This window comes from Myxococcus sp. AB056 (assembly GCF_006547365.1).
In the GTDB taxonomy this organism is placed as follows: Bacteria; Myxococcota; Myxococcia; order Myxococcales; family Myxococcaceae; genus Myxococcus; species Myxococcus virescens.
On the sequence record NZ_VHLB01000024.1, the window covers coordinates 1 to 15,021 of the forward strand.

Consider the following 15,021-nt stretch of genomic DNA (forward strand, 5'->3'; position numbering starts at 1 on the left):
GGTGGGCTCGAACTCGCGGGGCTTGTCGAAGCGGGGCGGCTCGTTGCCCAGGACGACCTCGCGCTTGTGCCGCTCGGCGCCCTTGTCCAGGGCCTTGATGCGCTGGAGGCCGGCGCGCAGCCGGTCATAGGTGACGTCGTTGGGGACGATGTCCAGGCGCAAGAGGCCCTCGTGGACGTAGGGCGGCGGGGAGCGGTCGAAGGCGAGCTGGATGCGCGTGGCGGTGGCGCGGGAGATGAGCGCGCGGGCGGGCTCCTTCACCTCCGCGCGGCGGGGCAGCACGGCTACCAGGTCACCGTTGTGCAGGCGAGTAGGCAGGGGGCGGCGGTCCGCGCGGCCCAGGGTGACGAGGAAGCGGCCTCCCAGGCCGACTTCCTCTTCGATGGATTCCAGGTCCAGGACGGACAGGCCGTGCTCCTCGCGCTCATGCAGCGTGAGGCTCTGGGCGAGCGCGGCCAGGCGGGCTTTCTCGGCCTCGCGTTCCTGGGCGAGGAGCGAGCCGAGCTGGTCGAAGAAGGAGACGTCACGGGCCATGGGCACGTCATGCCACCGGGCCGGGGCCAGGGCTAGCGGGACGGACGTCCGCGTGTTCTGGAGTGCGAGAGGGAGCCCAAAGGCCGGGGTAGAATGACGGCATGCATCTGCCTGGGGGCATTGTCGAAAACGTGCGCAAGCGTCCCGGCATGTACTGCGGTGACGTTGGCGAGTACGGGCTGCACCACCTCGTCTATTTCCTCCTGGACGTCGCCTACGAAGAAGCTCGCCGTGGGGAGTGCAGGGACGTGGTGTTGGAGGTGGGAGGGGATGGTTCCATCGCGCTCTTCTGCACCAGTCGCACCGTCACCGCCGAGAACTTGGTCAGAGTGGTGACGGGAGCGGGCATCCTAGGGCATCCGCCGGGCGATGGCTGGGGCTGGGACAGCATGCTCGTCGTGTCCCTGGGATTGTCTTCACGCTACCAGGTGGACATCTGGGCGGACGGGCGGCAGTGGCGGTTGATGGGCGAGCACGGCCATCCCCAGGGCGAGGGCGCGGCGGTGACGCCGATGGAGCCAATGCCTGTCTCCGCGGAGCGAGGGGTACGCGTCCACTTCGTTCCGGACGCGACCATCTTCGAGGTGCTCGCCTTCGACAGGGCTCGCCTTTCCCGTCGCTGTAACGAGCTGGCGGCGCTCGCTCCTGGGCTGCGCGTCAGTTTCGCCGACCTCCAGCGGGGAGAGCGCACGCTGTGGCACTTGCCTGGCGGTGTGGCGCAGTGGGCTCACGTCCTCACTCAGGCTCGGCCCCATCTCCACCCCGAGCCGGTCGCCTTCGACTTCACGTGGGACGGACTGCGCGTCCAGTGTGCATTGCAGTGGTGCGAAGACGAGGACGGCATGGTGCTGTCGTTCGCGAACACCGTGCGGACCGTGCGGCATGGCGCACACGTGAAGGGCGTCACCCAGGCGCTCCGGGGGGCACTGGCGAAGCTCTCAGGTGAGACGCGGGGCGCATTCCCCTGGGAGCGGGTGGCGCAGGGACTGACGGCTATCGTCGCCGTGAGTGGACCCCGGAGGCAGATGGCGTTCGCGGGCCCCACCAAGGAGTTGCTGGCCATCCCTGGCCTGGAGGAGGCCATCCGCAAGCAACTCCAGCCCTTGTTCATCGAGCTCCTTCGCGAGCACCCGGTGACGCCGGCACTCCTGGCACGGCGTACGAGCGGAACGCGGTAGCCCTCCAGAAACAGTCCGGGCCGGCATTCCCTCGAAGGGAACACCGGCCCGGCGCCTGCGTCAGCTCAACCCTGGCCTGCTAAATCTTGCCGCCGCTCACGACCAGCGCGTAGGTCGCGTCCAGCACGCGCGTGGCCAGATTCGTGTCCTCGATGATTTCGTCACCAATCACCTCCACGGTCCACGTGCCGGAGGCGGGGTTGGCGAGGAACACGTTCTCCACCGTATCCACCGTGTTCGACACGCCGCCCGGCGTAGAGACGTTGCTCGCCGTCAGGCCGTTGTTGCCCCAGTAGACGACGCCGGTGGGGGACGTCACGCGCAGCGACAGGTCGTTGATGCGGGCGTGCGCCGCGCCCACCGTGCCGGCGGGGTCGGTGTAGACCATGGTGACGTTGAGCTCCGTCTCTCCGGGAGCCACGGTGACGTTGTACGTGTTCGTGCCGAGCGGGAGCAGGGTGTCCGTCTCGTTGATGATGCTCGTCACGGCGGCGCGGTCATACAGGCGCTTCACGTCCGCGGTGCCCCAGCCCTGCCGCGCGCGCGTCAGGTCGCCGTTGGAGCCACCCGCGGTCCAGTTGTAGCGATGCGCCATGTTGATCATCAGCGCCTTCGCCGTGGCCATCTTCGGACGGCTGGCGAAGACATCCGCGCCACCACCGAAGCCCGCCCAGACGCCCTCGTGCCACATCTGGAACAGCAGGCCGAAGTGCCCCGCCGTCTGCGGCGTGGCCGCGCTGGTGCCGCCGAAGTTGGTGTAGGACGTGTTGCTGGTGTTCGACGCGGAGCGGATGAGGTCGTAGTAGTACGACAGGTCCGGCTTGAGGCGGCCGTCCGCCGCCGGGCCCACGCTGGCGCCGCCGTTCCACCGGTCATCCCCGCGGTTGGCGTTGTCGTAGTGGTACATGCCACCCACGGACACGATGTTCTTCGCCCACGCCTGTGGCCGCGAGTTCTGGTTGCCGGTGTTGCTCTGCGACTGCGTGCTGAGAATGGGGTACTGGAACAGGTAGTCATCCACCTCCGCGGAGATGGTGGTGTAGCTCGTCACCTGCGCGCTGCCCACGCTGGACGTCTGGAACACGGCGCGGTACGGCCCGGCCGGGTCGATGAGCTCCCGGTTGATGTCGTAGCGAGACTTGGTGCCGCCGAACTGGGAGGACTCGTTGTAGCGATAGAAGATGCCCTGCCCGGAGGGGACCAGGCCGCGCGCGTTCCCGTCCACGCCCCGGGCGAAGTTGATGCTGTAGCAGGCGGTGCCGTGGAAGCTGCCCGTGGTGGACGTGCTGTGGATGAGGGGAGGCGTCGCCCACTCCTGGTGCGTGGTGCGCAGCTCCGTGTCGAAGATTTCGCCGCGGACGCCCTGTCCGGTGAAGCCCTCCAGGCCTTCGAGGTAGGTCGCGCCGCCCACCTGGCGGACGTTGTTGTTGTCGAGCTCACCCGGACCGCCCCAGCGGTCGACGTATTGCACGGCGTTGGAGCGAATCAGCCGCTCCAACTGGGACTGGGTGAGAGTGGCCTCCACGCGCAGGCCGCCCGCCTCGATGAGCTCCACCGTGCCGCCCAGCGTGCGGACCAGCGAGGCGACCTCGCCCTGTCGCGCCGCGCCGCGCTCGCCCACCATGATGGAGTAGCGCTGTGGCTCCAGCTTCAGCGCGCGGCCCTGGAGGGACTCGCGCAGCACGCCTTCTACCCGGTACTCCGGATGGTACGCGCCCACCCAGCGGACATAGGGCAGCCCGGCAACGCGCTTGTGCGTGCTGGCGTTCATCTCCACCAGGAAGGTGTGGTCCGTGAGGAAGCGCAGCACCTTGCCCCCCGCGGCCTTGATGGCGTCGCGGTACTCCGGCAGGGGCGTGGCGTGGAACTGCACCAGGTGCAGGGTGTTGCTGGCGTCCGCGGTGAGCACGCCCGCGACCAGAGGCTGTGCGCCCTCCAGCGGATCGAAGCGCGCGTGCTCCAGCCGCACCAGGTACTCGGTCGGCTGCACGCGGCCCAGCAACGCCACGCCGCCCTGGCTGTAGGCGAAGAAGTCCTGGCGGCGGCCGTCCGCCGTCTCTTCCTGCCAGGTATGGAGCTGCACCGACGCACGCGGCACGTCGAGCGTCTTCAGCGCATGGATGGGCTGCGCCGTCCGGTGGAAGACATGCCCGGCGCCCGTGGCAAGGGCATACGTGCCGCTCGCCGCGCGGTCGATGCCCGTGGCGAGGCGCGCCTTCTCGACCTCGGCGCCGGTGATGACCCGGGCGGGGCCCAGCGCCGCGGTGCTCCGGATGATGCCGGGGCGCAGGTCTGGCGTGTTCGCGGCAAGCGCCGTGACTGGCGCGGACAAGCCCCAACCGAGGGCCAGGAGGGACAGCGGGGACAACGAGGACGGCATACGCATGGCGGGTCTCCTTGAGAGGGACTTCCGTGCTGCACGACGCTTGAATCCTCGAAAAACGAGATGTGCTTGTTAGTCTGCTTAAGGCGAGTGTGTCAATGCATGCCCAAGTCTGGGAATCCATTGGAATGACAGGCATTCGTGACGTTTGGATGACACTGCGGACGCGACAGATGTGTCGGGTTGACTGTCTTTTTCGCGTGGCAGCGTTATGGCTGGGGACCGTCGCTGTCAGGCGCTCTCATGCGGAGGCGTCCGGAGCGACACGTCATGGACCTGGTTCTCTTTGTAGGCCTGCAGGGCTCGGGCAAGAGCAGCCTCTACCGGCAGCGTTTCGCTGCGACGCACGTGCACGTCAGCAAGGACCTGTGGCCTCACGCCGTTCGCAAGGAGGCCCGCCAGCGCCGCTACATCGCCGAGGCCCTGGCCTCGGGCCGGTCGGTGGTGGTGGACAACACCAATCCCTCCGCGGACGTGCGCGCGCCACTCATCGCCCTGGGGCGCGAGTACCAGGCCCGAATCATTGGCTATTACTTCGCGTCGAAGCTGGAGGACTGCCTGGCGCGCAATGCCTTGCGTGAAGGGCGTGCCCGGGTGCCGGAGGTGGCGTTGCGTGCCACCGTGAAGCAACTCGAGCGGCCCCGGCTGGAGGAGGGCTTCGACGCACTGTTCTACGTGACGCTGGACGCCGACGGTGGCATTCGCGTCCAACCCTGGATGGAGGAACCCGATGGACCCTGATGAACTGGCGGCGCGAGCAAGGCAGGGCGAGGTGTTCCACGGCCAGCGCATGCTGCCGGGCGCCTGGGTGGTGCTGCGCGTGGATGGGCGGGGCTTCTCGCGCTTCACCGAGGCCCGCTACGAGAAGCCCTTCGACCCGGTGTTCCACCAGTTCATGGTGCGCACCGCCAGCGTGATGCTGGAGGAACTCCAAGGCGTCTACGCGTACACGCAGAGCGACGAAATCTCCGTGCTCTTCCGGCCGGACTGGGCGCTCTTCGACCGCTCCGTCGAGAAGGTGGTGTCGCTGGCGGCGGGCCTGGCCAGCGCCACCTTCACGCACGCCGCGGGTGTCCCGGCGGTGTTCGACGGCCGGGCATGGCTGGGCGCCTCGGAGCGCGCGGTGCTGGACTACTTCCTCTGGCGACAGGCGGACGGCAGCCGGTGTTCGCTGCATGGCTGGTGCTACTGGACGCTGCGCAAGGAGGGCCGGAGCGCGGCGCAGGCCACCCGTGAGCTGGACGGCAAGCCCGTGAGCTACAAGAACGAGCTGCTCTTCCAGCGAGGCATCAACTTCAACGACGTGCCCCTGTGGCAACGGCGTGGAAGCGGGGTGTGGTGGGAGGCGTACCAGAAGGAGGGCGTGGACCCACGGGATGGCCGGCGGACCCAGACACTCCGGCGGCGGCTCAAGGTCGACTCCGAGCTGCCAATGAAGGAGGCCTACGAGCACCTGGTGCGGGGCCTGCTCGCGGCGCCCGGGGCCGAGGCGGACTGATGCCCAGGGGCGTCAGCCCGCGGTGTCCGGGCCGCCGTTGAGGGGCAGCACCTTCCACAGCCGGGGCTTGTCGTATTGGGGCGGAATCATGCCCAGCGGCCAGCCCTGGGCGGTGACCTCCGCGTACTGGTAGCTGCGCCCGGCGTAGCGCAGCGCCGTGCCCTTGCCGGGCAGCCCCACGCCCACCGCCGCGTGGGACAGCGGGTCGGAGTACAGCACCACCGCGTCGACTCCCGCCTGCCGGAGCAGCATCACCGCGAGCACCGCCTTGGAGTCGCAGTCGCCGCGATTCTCGGCGGGGACCAGCGCCGGCGGGACGATGCCGAAGGCCTCGTCCTCCGGCAGTTCGTAGTCGATGCTCTGCACGAAGCCGAGGATGAGCTGCGTGGCCTGCGCGGCATCCAGCCTCCGCTCGCGGATGGAGGCGACGAAGGTGTCACCCAGCCTCCGCACGGGCTCGGCGTTGGTGCGCATCAATTCCTCGTAGATGCAGCGCATGTCGGCGCTACAGCCGGGCGGTGCGTTGAACGAGAAGCGCTCCCTGCCCAGTGAGCGGTAGTGCAGCCGGCGGCCCAGCGCCGCGTGTTCATCCGCCAGCGTCTGGGCCAGCGCCGTCCCCAGGCCGTAGGAGACGTGGTGCTCGGGGGGCTGGATGCTGTCCGCTCGCCAGTCGTAATCACGAGCCCGCTGCGGTGAGGTGCCCGGCGGGAGCAGCACCAGTCCCAAATCCACCGCGCGGGCGCCTCTGGGATGGCCGGGCTCTGGTGGCGCGATGTCCATGCCCGCCAGATGGCCCAGCGTGCCCAGGCCGCAGCAGCAGAAGCAGCTGGCGAGGCCCACCACGCCGAGCATCCATTTGAAGAACGTCTTCACGCGGGCGCGCGCAGCGTCCCTTCAGGGAGCTGGGGGAAGGGGATGAGCCCGTTGAGCGCCGCCTGGAGGCCCGGGGCGGTCAGCAGCGCCAGCACCAGCAGGATGGCGGAGAGGATGAGCGCCGCCGCGACGTTGCCCTTGCGCACTTCCGCCAGCTCGTCGATGCCCGGCGTCATCCGGTCGAACAGCAGCACGCCCGTGCCGAGCACCGTGACGCCCACGCCCAGTGACAGCCCCACGTGCAGGACGGCCACCGCGACCAGCCGGCCCACGACCAGCAGATGCAGGGGCGGATTCTGCACGGTGAGGTCCAGCGCGTCCGACGTGGCCTGCACCGCGTGCTGCACCAGCAGGCCCAGCGACACCAGGCTGGCGGCGTGGACGAGGCAGGCGGCGACGTTGCCCTGGCGCAGCTCCTCCGCGGGGTTGGTGCCGAGGATGCGGCTCAGTCCACGCAGCGCGAGCCAGATGCCCAGCGCGGCGACGAGGCCGCCGAACACCACCTTGATGAGACCGACGAATAGCAGGAGGAAGTCCATGACGAGCGAGGCGAGCCGGGCGCCCTGGATGAGCGCCCGGCCTCGCATTCTAGCCCGGTGTTACTGCCGGCCGAAGGTCTGCGTCCAGTAGTGCCGGTACGTGCTGCTCGGCGCGTTGAAGTAGCCGACGCCAATCTCCAGCAGCGCCGGGTTCATGACGTTGTTGCAGTGCCCGGTGCTGGTCATCCAGCCATTCACCACGGCCAGGGCCGTGGAGTAGCCGGCCGCGATGTTCTCCGCGGCGTTGCGGTACGTGTAGCCCGCCCAGTTCATCCGCTGCCAGGGCGTGGAGCCGTCCGAGCCCGTGTGGCTCATGAAGTTGTTGGTGCCCATGTCCTTGGAGTGCTTGCGCGCCGCACACCGCAACTGGGGGTTGTTGCTGAGCGCGGGCGCGGGCGGCTTGGCCACGCCACCACAGACGGCCCCGGCGGCACGGCGCTCGTTGACGAGCACGAGCACCTGGTCTTCCAGGGCCGTCCACGCCGAATTCCACGTCGTCACGTCGTCGCAGTACGCGGCGGCGGTGACAGTGGCGGACCCTTCCTGCGTCTCCATTGGCGGGATGACAACGCCTTCTCCAGCGGGCGTCTCTGTGGTGGTTTCCGGCTCACCACAGCCGGTGAACATCGCGGCACCCAGGACAGCGACAGCAAGAAAACGTGAGTTCATGACTGCTCCTTTCCACGGGGTGTGGAGCGCCATCCTCTCGCTTCACATGCCCGCACCGAAAGGCGCTGTTCGCACTCTCTTCGGCGAGCGCCTGCTCGTGTGCCTGATGCATGTCGCTGGCCTTCAAAAGCGCTGCGTCTCTGCCCGTCGCGAAGTCTTCCGTGGTGGGCACAGTCTCTTCATCCGGGACAATTCCCACGCCATGGAATGTGCAGCGGTCGGGACGAAGAACTTCCATCTCGGTGTACATGAACCGGACGCTGCCTGGGCGCACCAGTTTGGTGATGGTGCCGTGGGCGTCCGCGCTGCGCTGCCCCACCACCGCGAACCGGGCCGGATGCCCGTCTGTCCGTGGCTGGGGAATTGAAGCCCGCCACGCGTCTCCTCTACGGTGTCAGCGCCTGATTCCGGAAGGATGGAGACGCGCGGCGCATGTCGGCTCCAGCGAGTGATTCAAACGCCAGTGGGCGCGGGACAGGGGCCCTGCCGTTGCTGCGTCACCACCCGGCGTTCCGGGCCTTGTGGGGCGCGCGAGTCCTCTCCTTCACGGGTGATGCGCTCAGCCTGGTGGCGCTCATGCTGTACGTCGCGGAGCAGACGGGGCAGGCGCTGGCTGTCTCCCTGTTGCTGCTCGTGGGGGACTTCGCACCCGCCTTGCTGGGGCCGCTCACCGGGGCCATCAGTGACCGGTTCGACCTCAAGCGAGTGATGATTGCCTGCGAGCTGCTCCAGGGCGCGCTCCTGGTGCTCATCGCGCTCACGATGCCGCCACTGCCGGTGCTGCTGGCGCTGGTCGCCGCGCGAGCGATTGCCGGACAGGTGTTCCAGCCCGCCTCCCGGGCGGTGGTGCCCGCGTTGGTGCGGAGCGAAGACCTGGAGGCCGCCAACGCCAGCGTGGGCTTCGGGACGCAGGCCGCCGAAGCGTTGGGGCCGTTGCTCGCGGCGGCGATGTTTCCGCTCGTGGGGCTCCAGGGCGTGCTGCTGGTGGACGCGGCGTCCTTCTTCCTGTCCGCGGGCTTGTTGGTGGCGCTGCCGTCCGTGCAGCCCGCGCATGACGGCGCCGCGCCGCCCGTGTCGTTGTTCCGGCAGGCACGGGATGGGCTCGTCTACCTCTGGCGGGCGCGGGTGGCCCGCGTCGTCGCGTTGGGCTTCTGCGCCGTGGTGGCCTTCAACGGCGTGGATGACGTGGCACTGGTGTTGCTCGCGAAGGACACCTTCCAGGCAGGGGACTCGGCGGTGGGGCTGCTGCTGGGCGCGGTGGGGCTGGGCCTGGTCGCGGGCTACGCGCTGATGGCGCGGCTGGGCGCGGGGGCGGCGATGCCGGTGATGCTGGTGCTGGGCTTCGCGGTGAGCAGCCTGGGCAATCTGCTGACCGGCCTGGCCTGGGCCGTCTCCGCGGCGTTCGCGATGCAAGCCGTGCGCGGTGTGGGCATCGCCGCCATGGATGTGGCCAGCCACACGCTCATCCAGCGCTGGGTTCCGGCTGGGATGCGGGGGCGGGTGTTCGGCAACTTCTACGGCGCCATTGGTGTGGCGGCGGGGCTGTCCTACGTCGCGGGAGGATTGTTGCTGGACGCGACGTCCGCGCCAGTGACGCTGCTGGTGGTGGGGGCGGGGGGAATGCTCGCGACCGTCGTGGTGGCGTGGCGGCTTCCGGGCGCGCTGCGGACAAGCGCGGCAACGCGCGAACCGGATTGACGCCTCAGACGCGGCGCTTGCCTTTCACGAACGCCAGCCCCACCGGGTTGCCCCGGTAGATGACCACGGTTCATTCCTGCTTCAAGGCGCGCACCGGACTGTCACCCGACGCCTACCGCCGGCGCTGCGCGCTTCGATAGCGCCGTCCGCGCCTCCCAGCGAGCCTGAAGCCGGGGGAAGCAGGCGCGAAACACCATGAACCACACGGCGCCCGCCAGCAGGTCCACGGCATAGTGATAACGCAGCACCAGCGTGGACACGAGGATGGCCACGGCGACGGGCACCATCAGCCGGAATCGCCACGGGTGCTGGCGCCGGTCGTGTTCGAGCAGCACCAGCGTGATGTACGTGTGCAGGCTGGGGAAGAGGTCGTAGGTGGACGAACCGCTCGCCACCACGGCGGCATTCAGTTGCGTGAACCAGCCACCCTCGATGGGGACGGTGAACAGCTCCGGCCAGGCGGCCACGGGGCCGATGGCGGGCATCAGGTAGTAGCCGGCGATGCCCGGGACATAGGCGGAGAAGACGTCGATGAAGAAGCGCTCCGCCCGCGCACGCGGCCCCACCAGCGCCCAGGCCATGGCGAGGTGCAGGTATCCGTGGAACGCCAGATAGCTGGCGCTGAAGAACTCGTTGACCCAGGGCGTGCTCCACCGCTGGAGCCAAGCGGCCGGGGTGATGCCGAACAGGAACACGTCAGCGGACAGAAGCCAGGCGTCACGCGTCACGAGCCCCAGCGCGGGGACGGCCTGCTTCACGGAGGCATAGAAGAAGAACGTCGCGAGGTAGGCGAGCAGCAGCCGTGCCCGGAAGACATGGGCCACTGCGTCCAGTCGCGCCAGCAGCGCCACGCTGGCCATGAACAGCACCGTGCCGCCAACTGTCTGCACGGTGGCAGCCGCGGAGATTCCCGCGACGAACACCAGCGCCGTCAAGAGGGCGATGCCGAACGCCGCCAGCAGGACTTCGTGCGGGTACAGCCGCTCAGGCATCAGGCGTGGCGGGTTTCGCCCCTCGGATGAGCGAACCGGAGAGGACGCCGCGCACGAACGAGAAGTAGGACGGGATGAAGGGGGCCCCCTGCGCGACGAGGTCCGCGCGCAGCGTCCGGTGCAGCGCGGGCAGGTTGTACCAGGGCACGCGGGGATACAGGTGGTGCTCCAGGTGGTAGTTCTCGTTGCACATGAAGAAGCGCGTCACCGGGTTCGACAGGATGGTCCGGGAGCCTCGGACCGGGTGCGTGCTCTCCGGCAGGAAGGTGTGCTGGCTCATGCCCCGGACGTTGACCAGGGTGTTGAGGAGGAGCATCGGAATCGCCCAGGCATGGAGCAGCACCTGTCCGGGGATGAAGATGACCGCGGCCGTCAGGCCCGCGACGGCCAGCGCCACTTCGAACAGCACCCATCGGCGCTCGGCGGCCGTTCCCTGTCGCCAACCCAGGATGGGAATCATCGTGATGTAGGCGGGATAACCGAGCAGCAGCCGGCCCACATGCATCAACAACTCCAACCACCGCCGCCCCGTGTAGTTGGCGTAGTGGTCCGGGTCCTTCCCTCCGCCCAGGTCGGCATGGTGCTTCAGGTGCAGCACCTTGTAGGCCGCGTAGTTCTGCAACACCGGGAGCGCGCAGGCGATGCCACCCAGCCGGTTCAACCAGGGCCGCCGCGCGAGGCCACCGTGGACGGCCTCGTGGGTGAACAGGCTGATGCCATGCAACGACGCCGCGGCGATGAGGTACAGCGGGGCGCGAGCGAGCCAGTCTATCCAGGCCGCGTCCCGCGCCGCGAGCACCACGGACAGCGCCGCTGCGCCCAGGTAGAGCATGAGGAACACGGCGAGCCGCGGAACGTGCCGCGCATCGACCTGCTCCAATTCACGCAACTGCGAAGGGGTGAGGGATTCTGTCGCGAGCGGCATGGGAAGTTCCGAGGTAGAACCATGCCATGGAACCTGGCCTGGTTTCGACGCCGCCCCTTCGCTTGAAGTTCGCCGTTGTCCGGGAGGACGCCGCGCTGGAGCTGGCGCTCGTCGAACGCACGCGGGCGCGGGCCGTGCTCGCGGTGGCCTCGGGAGGCTGCACGCTCCTCACCCTGGCGCGGCGCCATCCTGCGCTCGAGCTGGTGGGCTTCGATTTCAACCCGCGTCAGCTCGCGCATGTCCGGGAGAAGGCGGAGGGGCTCGGCCGCCTTCCGCTGGCTCGCTACAGCGTGGAAGAGGAGGACACCACGGCCCTGAATCAGCGCGGCGAATTCGAGGGGCTCTTTCGCACGCTCCGCCGGTTCATCGAGGAGTTCGTCGCGCCCGCGCACGAGCTCGCCGCCTTCTTCGCGCCAGCCACCACGGCCTCACAACGCCGGGAGGCATGTGCCCGCTGGTTCGCTTCGCCCTACTGGCCCGTGGCCTTCGAGCTGGCCCTGGCGGCGCCGCTGCTGAACACCATGTTCGGGCCCGCCGCGACCCAGCATGCCGAGCCCGGCTCGTATCCTGGCTATTTCCAGTCGGTCTTCGAACGCGGGCTCCAGCGCGAGGATGCGCCTCGAAATCCCTTCCTCCAGCACGTGCTGCTCGGCAGGTACTTGCGTGAGGATGCCCCCGAGTATCTCCGGGCCGAAGGCCCGCTGGCGCTGACGCTCGTCCAGGGCTCGTTGCCGAATGTGCCGCGCCTGGACCGCTTCGACGTCATCTCGCTCTCCAACATCTTCGACTGGTCGGAGGACGCGCTGGTGGCGGAGTGGGCGGGGTTGCTCGCGCGTGAGGCGCGGCCCGGTTGCGCCGTCCTCATCCGTCAGCTCAACAACCGCCGGGACCTTCGCCGCTTCTTCCAGCCCGCCTTCGAGTTCGATGACGCGCTCGGCGCGGAGCTGCTTGCCAGGGACAGGAGCCTGTTCTACGAGCGCATCGAGGTCGGCTTCCGCGTGCCAGACAGCCCATGAGTGACGTGCGTTTCATCGTTGCCCGGCCCGACTCGCTCGGGCCCTATGTCGAGCGGCTGCGCCTGCTGGAGCGTGAAATCCTCTATCCACTCGCGGATGGGGCCGACCACTTCTTCATCGACCATGGGTCCGGCTACCACCCGTTCTTCTCCTCCATGGGCGAGGCGTACTTCCTGCTGGCGCTCCGTGGCGACGACTTGCTCGGTTCCGTGACGGGGGTCTTGCGTCCGGTGTGGCACGGGACGCGGAAGGTGGACGCGCTCTACATCTGCGACCTCAAGCTGGCGAAGCACGCGCGGGGCTCCGGGCTCTCCACGAAGCTCCTGCTTCAGGGGCTCAAGCACCTCTTCCTCATTCCCCCGCTGCGCCGGATTCGTTTCCTCTATGGCGCGGCGATGCGCGGCGCCCGGGGCGACGTGATGCGCATCGCCCGTGGGTGGAATCCGCTGCGCATGGGGCGCCCCACGAGCCAGCTCGCGCTCTACTTCGTGCCGCCCGCTCGGCTTCAGGCGTTGGATACGCGGAGTGCACCCCCGCGCCCCACGGAAGCAGGGCTCCGCCTGGGGCCCGCGCCCGCCAGGGCGCTGGAGGGGGCGGGGTGGTGCACCACGGCGGGGGCCAAGGACCTTCAGCGGCTGTCCACGGGTCGCCCGTGGCCCTTGGTCCACCTGTCGGCGCCGCCCGAAGCCTGGACGCGCGGTTGGGGCGAGTACCTTCGTACCTGCGGTGTGGAGCTGGCGGCGCTCGGAGAGGAGGCGCTCGCCTGCTTCAGCATCGACGAGCGGCTGGAGGACCACGTCCACTGGCTGCGAGAGGCGGGCATCGCTCCTGATTCGGTGTGCACCGTCTATTCTCTCGACCTCTCCTTTCCTGTCAGAGCGCCAGCATGGGTGCACCTTCCCTCATCCGAAATCTGAAGCTGCGTCAGCACATCGCCGGGCTCAAGGCGGAGTGGAACGCATTGGATGCGCCCTACCTGCGCGCGCTGAGAGACGGCACCTTCGCGCGGGAGGACTTCGTCGAAACGCAGCTCCAGTTCTCCTCCGCGGTGGCGCACTTCTCCAGGCCCATGGCGATGCTCGCCAGCCGGCTGCCTCAGCCCCACCAGCGGCTGCCGCTGGTGGAGAACATCTTCGACGAGCACGGACGCGGCACGTTGGCTCACGGCCACGAGCGCACGTTCCACCTGCTCCTCTCGCGCCTGGGCGTTGAGACAGCTCGCGTGGAGCGACATGTGACCTGGCCGGAGGTGCGTGCCTTCAACGTCGCGCTCACCGGCATCGCCGCGTTCGAGGGGCCGCTCACGGGGCTCGCCGTGTTCGGCATCATCGAGGACCTGTTCAGTGGCATCTCCCTGGACCTGGGCCGCGGCATCGTCGCGCGGGGCTGGCTCCAGCACGGCGAGGTGGTGCACTACCCCACGCACGCGGACCTCGACGAGGAACACGCGGAAGGCTTCTACCGGCAGTTGGATGCGCCCTACGAGACGGACGCGGGGGCCGCCGAGATTGAGCAGGGCCTGACGTTGGGCGGTCACCTCTTCCTGGGGCTGTACGACGCGCTGTTCCGGGCGCGTCACCGCCGGCTGGGTTAGGGCCGCGGCCCGCTGGGGCCTTCCCGCGCCGCGTCTCCGACGGCATGGAGCCGCAGCCAGCCCCGGTTTCGGAGGAGTTGGCGGATGGGGGCTCGGAGCTCCGCGCGGAGCCGGGGCTCCTCGGTGGCCACCGCGTCGGCTGGGACCCGCAACTGCCAGGAGACACCGTCAGGGTGTGATGGCTCGGAGGGTTCTCCCGCGAGCACCAGCCGGACGATGAGCGGCGGCAGGTCCGTGTCATCACCAGCGCGCCATTGCGTCGTGGCCCGCGCGCGCTGGGGCGAAGCCAGGTGGTTGAAGATGCCCACGGCCTGCTGCGCGACCTCCGGCCGTGAGCATTCGAAGACGATGGACCAGACGCGGGCCTGCTTCATTCGCGGCGTCCGCTGCAACCAGCGGAAGAGCAGCACCGCGAGCGCGGCGCCCAGCAGTTGCGCGGCGATGATGGACTCCACGTCCATGGAGTGCATGGCACTGGGGCGGGTGCTGAACGCCCGGGCGAGGATGAGCGCTGGGTTCGCCAGGGCCCGGGAGTCGGTGAACCAGACGGTGGCGGCCAGATAGCCGGCGACGACCAGCGGAATCGCGGTAGGGCGATTCCGCACGCAGCCGCGCACCATGACGAGCAACCCGAAGGTGGACACCAGCTCCGTGACGAACTGCGCCAGGCTGGCCGTGGGCTCACTCGCGCCGACGAGCATCGGCTCATGACACATGACGTGGGCCACCCACCGGCCCGCGACGGCGCCGCCCACCTGCGCCAGCACGTACAGCGGCACGTCGCGCCACGGTGTGCCGTCTTCGAGCGCATCCGCGAAGGTGAGCGCGGGATTGAAGTGCGCCCCCGTGAGCGGTTGAAGCACGTAGGCCAGACATGCCAGCACCGCGCCCGCCGCCAGGGACATGAAGAGGCGTCCATCCGTGGCGCTCACGCCCAGGTGCTCGGCGCCGTGGTGGGCGCCCTCCAGCGCGACCACGAGCAGTCCACAGCCCAGGGCCTCCACCACGAGCCGCCGGGAGCGGTTCATCCGGGCCACGTCATCCGGCGCGGCAGGGGACTGGAATGCGTGCGTCACGGCGAAGCCCCTCCTGGAAGCAGGTCCGCGGGCCCCTGGGAGATCG

Annotated in this window: 15 protein-coding genes and 1 pseudogene; 8 read left to right on the top strand and 8 right to left on the bottom strand. The window is 69.0% G+C overall.

The annotated features are described in order from the left end of the window. Positions 1-534: pseudogene (locus FMP39_RS13275) on the bottom strand (AAA family ATPase); the annotation flags it as partial. Between the two features lie 101 nt (positions 535-635). On the opposite strand from FMP39_RS13275, the gene FMP39_RS13280 reads away from it, so the two are divergent. Next, positions 636-1,712, top strand: a complete 1,077-nt coding sequence (locus FMP39_RS13280; RefSeq protein ID WP_141590261.1) for a DNA gyrase subunit B — start codon at positions 636-638, stop codon at positions 1,710-1,712. A gap of 79 nt (positions 1,713-1,791) precedes the next feature. On the opposite strand, the gene FMP39_RS13285 is transcribed toward FMP39_RS13280, so the two are convergent. Further along, on the bottom strand, positions 1,792-4,098 hold the full coding sequence (locus FMP39_RS13285; protein ID WP_141590262.1) for a S8 family serine peptidase: 2,307 nt from the start codon (positions 4,096-4,098) through the stop codon (positions 1,792-1,794). A gap of 267 nt (positions 4,099-4,365) precedes the next feature. Here FMP39_RS13285 and FMP39_RS13290 point away from each other — a divergent pair, with 267 nt between their 5' ends. Both FMP39_RS13290 and FMP39_RS13295 read left to right on the top strand, forming a co-directional pair. Then, complete coding sequence (locus tag FMP39_RS13290; RefSeq protein WP_228557956.1) at positions 4,366-4,836, top strand: ATP-binding protein; 471 nt, start codon at positions 4,366-4,368, stop codon at positions 4,834-4,836. Next, a complete protein-coding gene (locus tag FMP39_RS13295) occupies positions 4,826-5,593 on the top strand; it encodes a tRNA(His) guanylyltransferase Thg1 family protein (protein ID WP_141590264.1) in 768 nt (255 codons plus the stop codon). Before FMP39_RS13290 ends, FMP39_RS13295 begins: the two co-directional genes overlap by 11 nt. Before the next feature lie 12 nt (positions 5,594-5,605). On the opposite strand, the gene FMP39_RS13300 is transcribed toward FMP39_RS13295, so the two are convergent. From FMP39_RS13300 to FMP39_RS13310, 3 genes are read right to left on the bottom strand one after another with little or no spacing between them, the layout of a single operon-like run. Next, a complete protein-coding gene (locus FMP39_RS13300) occupies positions 5,606-6,466 on the bottom strand; it encodes a hypothetical protein (protein ID WP_141590265.1) in 861 nt (286 codons plus the stop codon). Beyond that, positions 6,463-7,053, bottom strand: coding sequence for a DUF350 domain-containing protein (locus tag FMP39_RS13305; protein WP_141590266.1), 591 nt, complete (start codon positions 7,051-7,053; stop codon positions 6,463-6,465). Before FMP39_RS13305 ends, FMP39_RS13300 begins: the two co-directional genes overlap by 4 nt. A 12-nt stretch (positions 7,054-7,065) precedes the next feature. Further along, positions 7,066-7,674, bottom strand: a complete 609-nt coding sequence (locus FMP39_RS13310; RefSeq protein WP_228557957.1) for a CAP domain-containing protein — start codon at positions 7,672-7,674, stop codon at positions 7,066-7,068. A gap of 46 nt (positions 7,675-7,720) precedes the next feature. Here FMP39_RS13310 and FMP39_RS37415 point away from each other — a divergent pair, with 46 nt between their 5' ends. Further along, on the top strand, positions 7,721-8,041 hold the full coding sequence (locus FMP39_RS37415) for a hypothetical protein (protein WP_194858382.1): 321 nt from the start codon (positions 7,721-7,723) through the stop codon (positions 8,039-8,041). 65 nt (positions 8,042-8,106) lie between these two features. Next, on the top strand, positions 8,107-9,372 hold the full coding sequence (locus tag FMP39_RS13315; RefSeq protein ID WP_228557958.1) for an MFS transporter: 1,266 nt from the start codon (positions 8,107-8,109) through the stop codon (positions 9,370-9,372). A 101-nt stretch (positions 9,373-9,473) separates the two neighbouring features. On the opposite strand, the gene FMP39_RS13320 is transcribed toward FMP39_RS13315, so the two are convergent. Together FMP39_RS13320 and FMP39_RS13325 are read right to left on the bottom strand one after the other, a co-directional pair. After that, positions 9,474-10,364 (bottom strand): phosphatase PAP2 family protein, encoded by an 891-nt coding sequence (locus FMP39_RS13320; RefSeq protein WP_141590268.1) that lies wholly within the window; start codon positions 10,362-10,364, stop codon positions 9,474-9,476. Continuing rightward, positions 10,357-11,289, bottom strand: coding sequence for a fatty acid desaturase (locus tag FMP39_RS13325; protein WP_141590269.1), 933 nt, complete (start codon positions 11,287-11,289; stop codon positions 10,357-10,359). Before FMP39_RS13325 ends, FMP39_RS13320 begins: the two co-directional genes overlap by 8 nt. Before the next feature lie 26 nt (positions 11,290-11,315). Between FMP39_RS13325 and FMP39_RS13330 the strand changes: the two genes are divergently transcribed. Genes FMP39_RS13330 through FMP39_RS13340 form a run of 3 tightly spaced genes read left to right on the top strand, consistent with a single transcriptional unit; the run spans position 11,316 to position 13,899 of the window. Beyond that, complete coding sequence (locus tag FMP39_RS13330) at positions 11,316-12,305, top strand: DUF3419 family protein (protein WP_141590270.1); 990 nt, start codon at positions 11,316-11,318, stop codon at positions 12,303-12,305. Next, complete coding sequence (locus FMP39_RS13335) at positions 12,302-13,222, top strand: GNAT family N-acetyltransferase (RefSeq protein WP_141590271.1); 921 nt, start codon at positions 12,302-12,304, stop codon at positions 13,220-13,222. Before FMP39_RS13330 ends, FMP39_RS13335 begins: the two co-directional genes overlap by 4 nt. Then, positions 13,192-13,899 carry a TenA family transcriptional regulator gene (locus FMP39_RS13340; RefSeq protein ID WP_141590272.1) on the top strand — a complete coding sequence of 236 codons (708 nt, stop codon included), beginning with the start codon at positions 13,192-13,194 and terminating at the stop codon, positions 13,897-13,899. Before FMP39_RS13335 ends, FMP39_RS13340 begins: the two co-directional genes overlap by 31 nt. On the opposite strand, the gene FMP39_RS13345 is transcribed toward FMP39_RS13340, so the two are convergent. Beyond that, on the bottom strand, positions 13,896-14,975 hold the full coding sequence (locus FMP39_RS13345) for an aquaporin (RefSeq protein ID WP_141590273.1): 1,080 nt from the start codon (positions 14,973-14,975) through the stop codon (positions 13,896-13,898). The two genes, FMP39_RS13340 and FMP39_RS13345, sit on opposite strands and share 4 nt — an antisense overlap. Between the last annotated feature and the right edge of the window lie 46 nt (positions 14,976-15,021).

Coding starts and splice junctions, on each gene's coding strand:
- FMP39_RS13335 (WP_141590271.1), top strand. CDS start 12,302: ATGAGTGACGTGCGTTTCATCGTTGCCCGGCCCGACTCGCTCGGGCCC.
- FMP39_RS13315 (WP_228557958.1), top strand. CDS start 8,107: ATGTCGGCTCCAGCGAGTGATTCAAACGCCAGTGGGCGCGGGACAGGG.
- FMP39_RS13305 (WP_141590266.1), bottom strand. CDS start 7,053: ATGCGAGGCCGGGCGCTCATCCAGGGCGCCCGGCTCGCCTCGCTCGTC.
- FMP39_RS13280 (WP_141590261.1), top strand. CDS start 636: ATGCATCTGCCTGGGGGCATTGTCGAAAACGTGCGCAAGCGTCCCGGC.
- FMP39_RS13320 (WP_141590268.1), bottom strand. CDS start 10,364: ATGCCTGAGCGGCTGTACCCGCACGAAGTCCTGCTGGCGGCGTTCGGC.
- FMP39_RS13295 (WP_141590264.1), top strand. CDS start 4,826: ATGGACCCTGATGAACTGGCGGCGCGAGCAAGGCAGGGCGAGGTGTTC.
- FMP39_RS13340 (WP_141590272.1), top strand. CDS start 13,192: ATGGGTGCACCTTCCCTCATCCGAAATCTGAAGCTGCGTCAGCACATC.
- FMP39_RS13330 (WP_141590270.1), top strand. CDS start 11,316: ATGGAACCTGGCCTGGTTTCGACGCCGCCCCTTCGCTTGAAGTTCGCC.
- FMP39_RS13285 (WP_141590262.1), bottom strand. CDS start 4,098: ATGCGTATGCCGTCCTCGTTGTCCCCGCTGTCCCTCCTGGCCCTCGGT.
- FMP39_RS13290 (WP_228557956.1), top strand. CDS start 4,366: ATGGACCTGGTTCTCTTTGTAGGCCTGCAGGGCTCGGGCAAGAGCAGC.
- FMP39_RS13310 (WP_228557957.1), bottom strand. CDS start 7,674: ATGAACTCACGTTTTCTTGCTGTCGCTGTCCTGGGTGCCGCGATGTTC.
- FMP39_RS37415 (WP_194858382.1), top strand. CDS start 7,721: ATGCCCGCACCGAAAGGCGCTGTTCGCACTCTCTTCGGCGAGCGCCTG.
- FMP39_RS13325 (WP_141590269.1), bottom strand. CDS start 11,289: ATGCCGCTCGCGACAGAATCCCTCACCCCTTCGCAGTTGCGTGAATTG.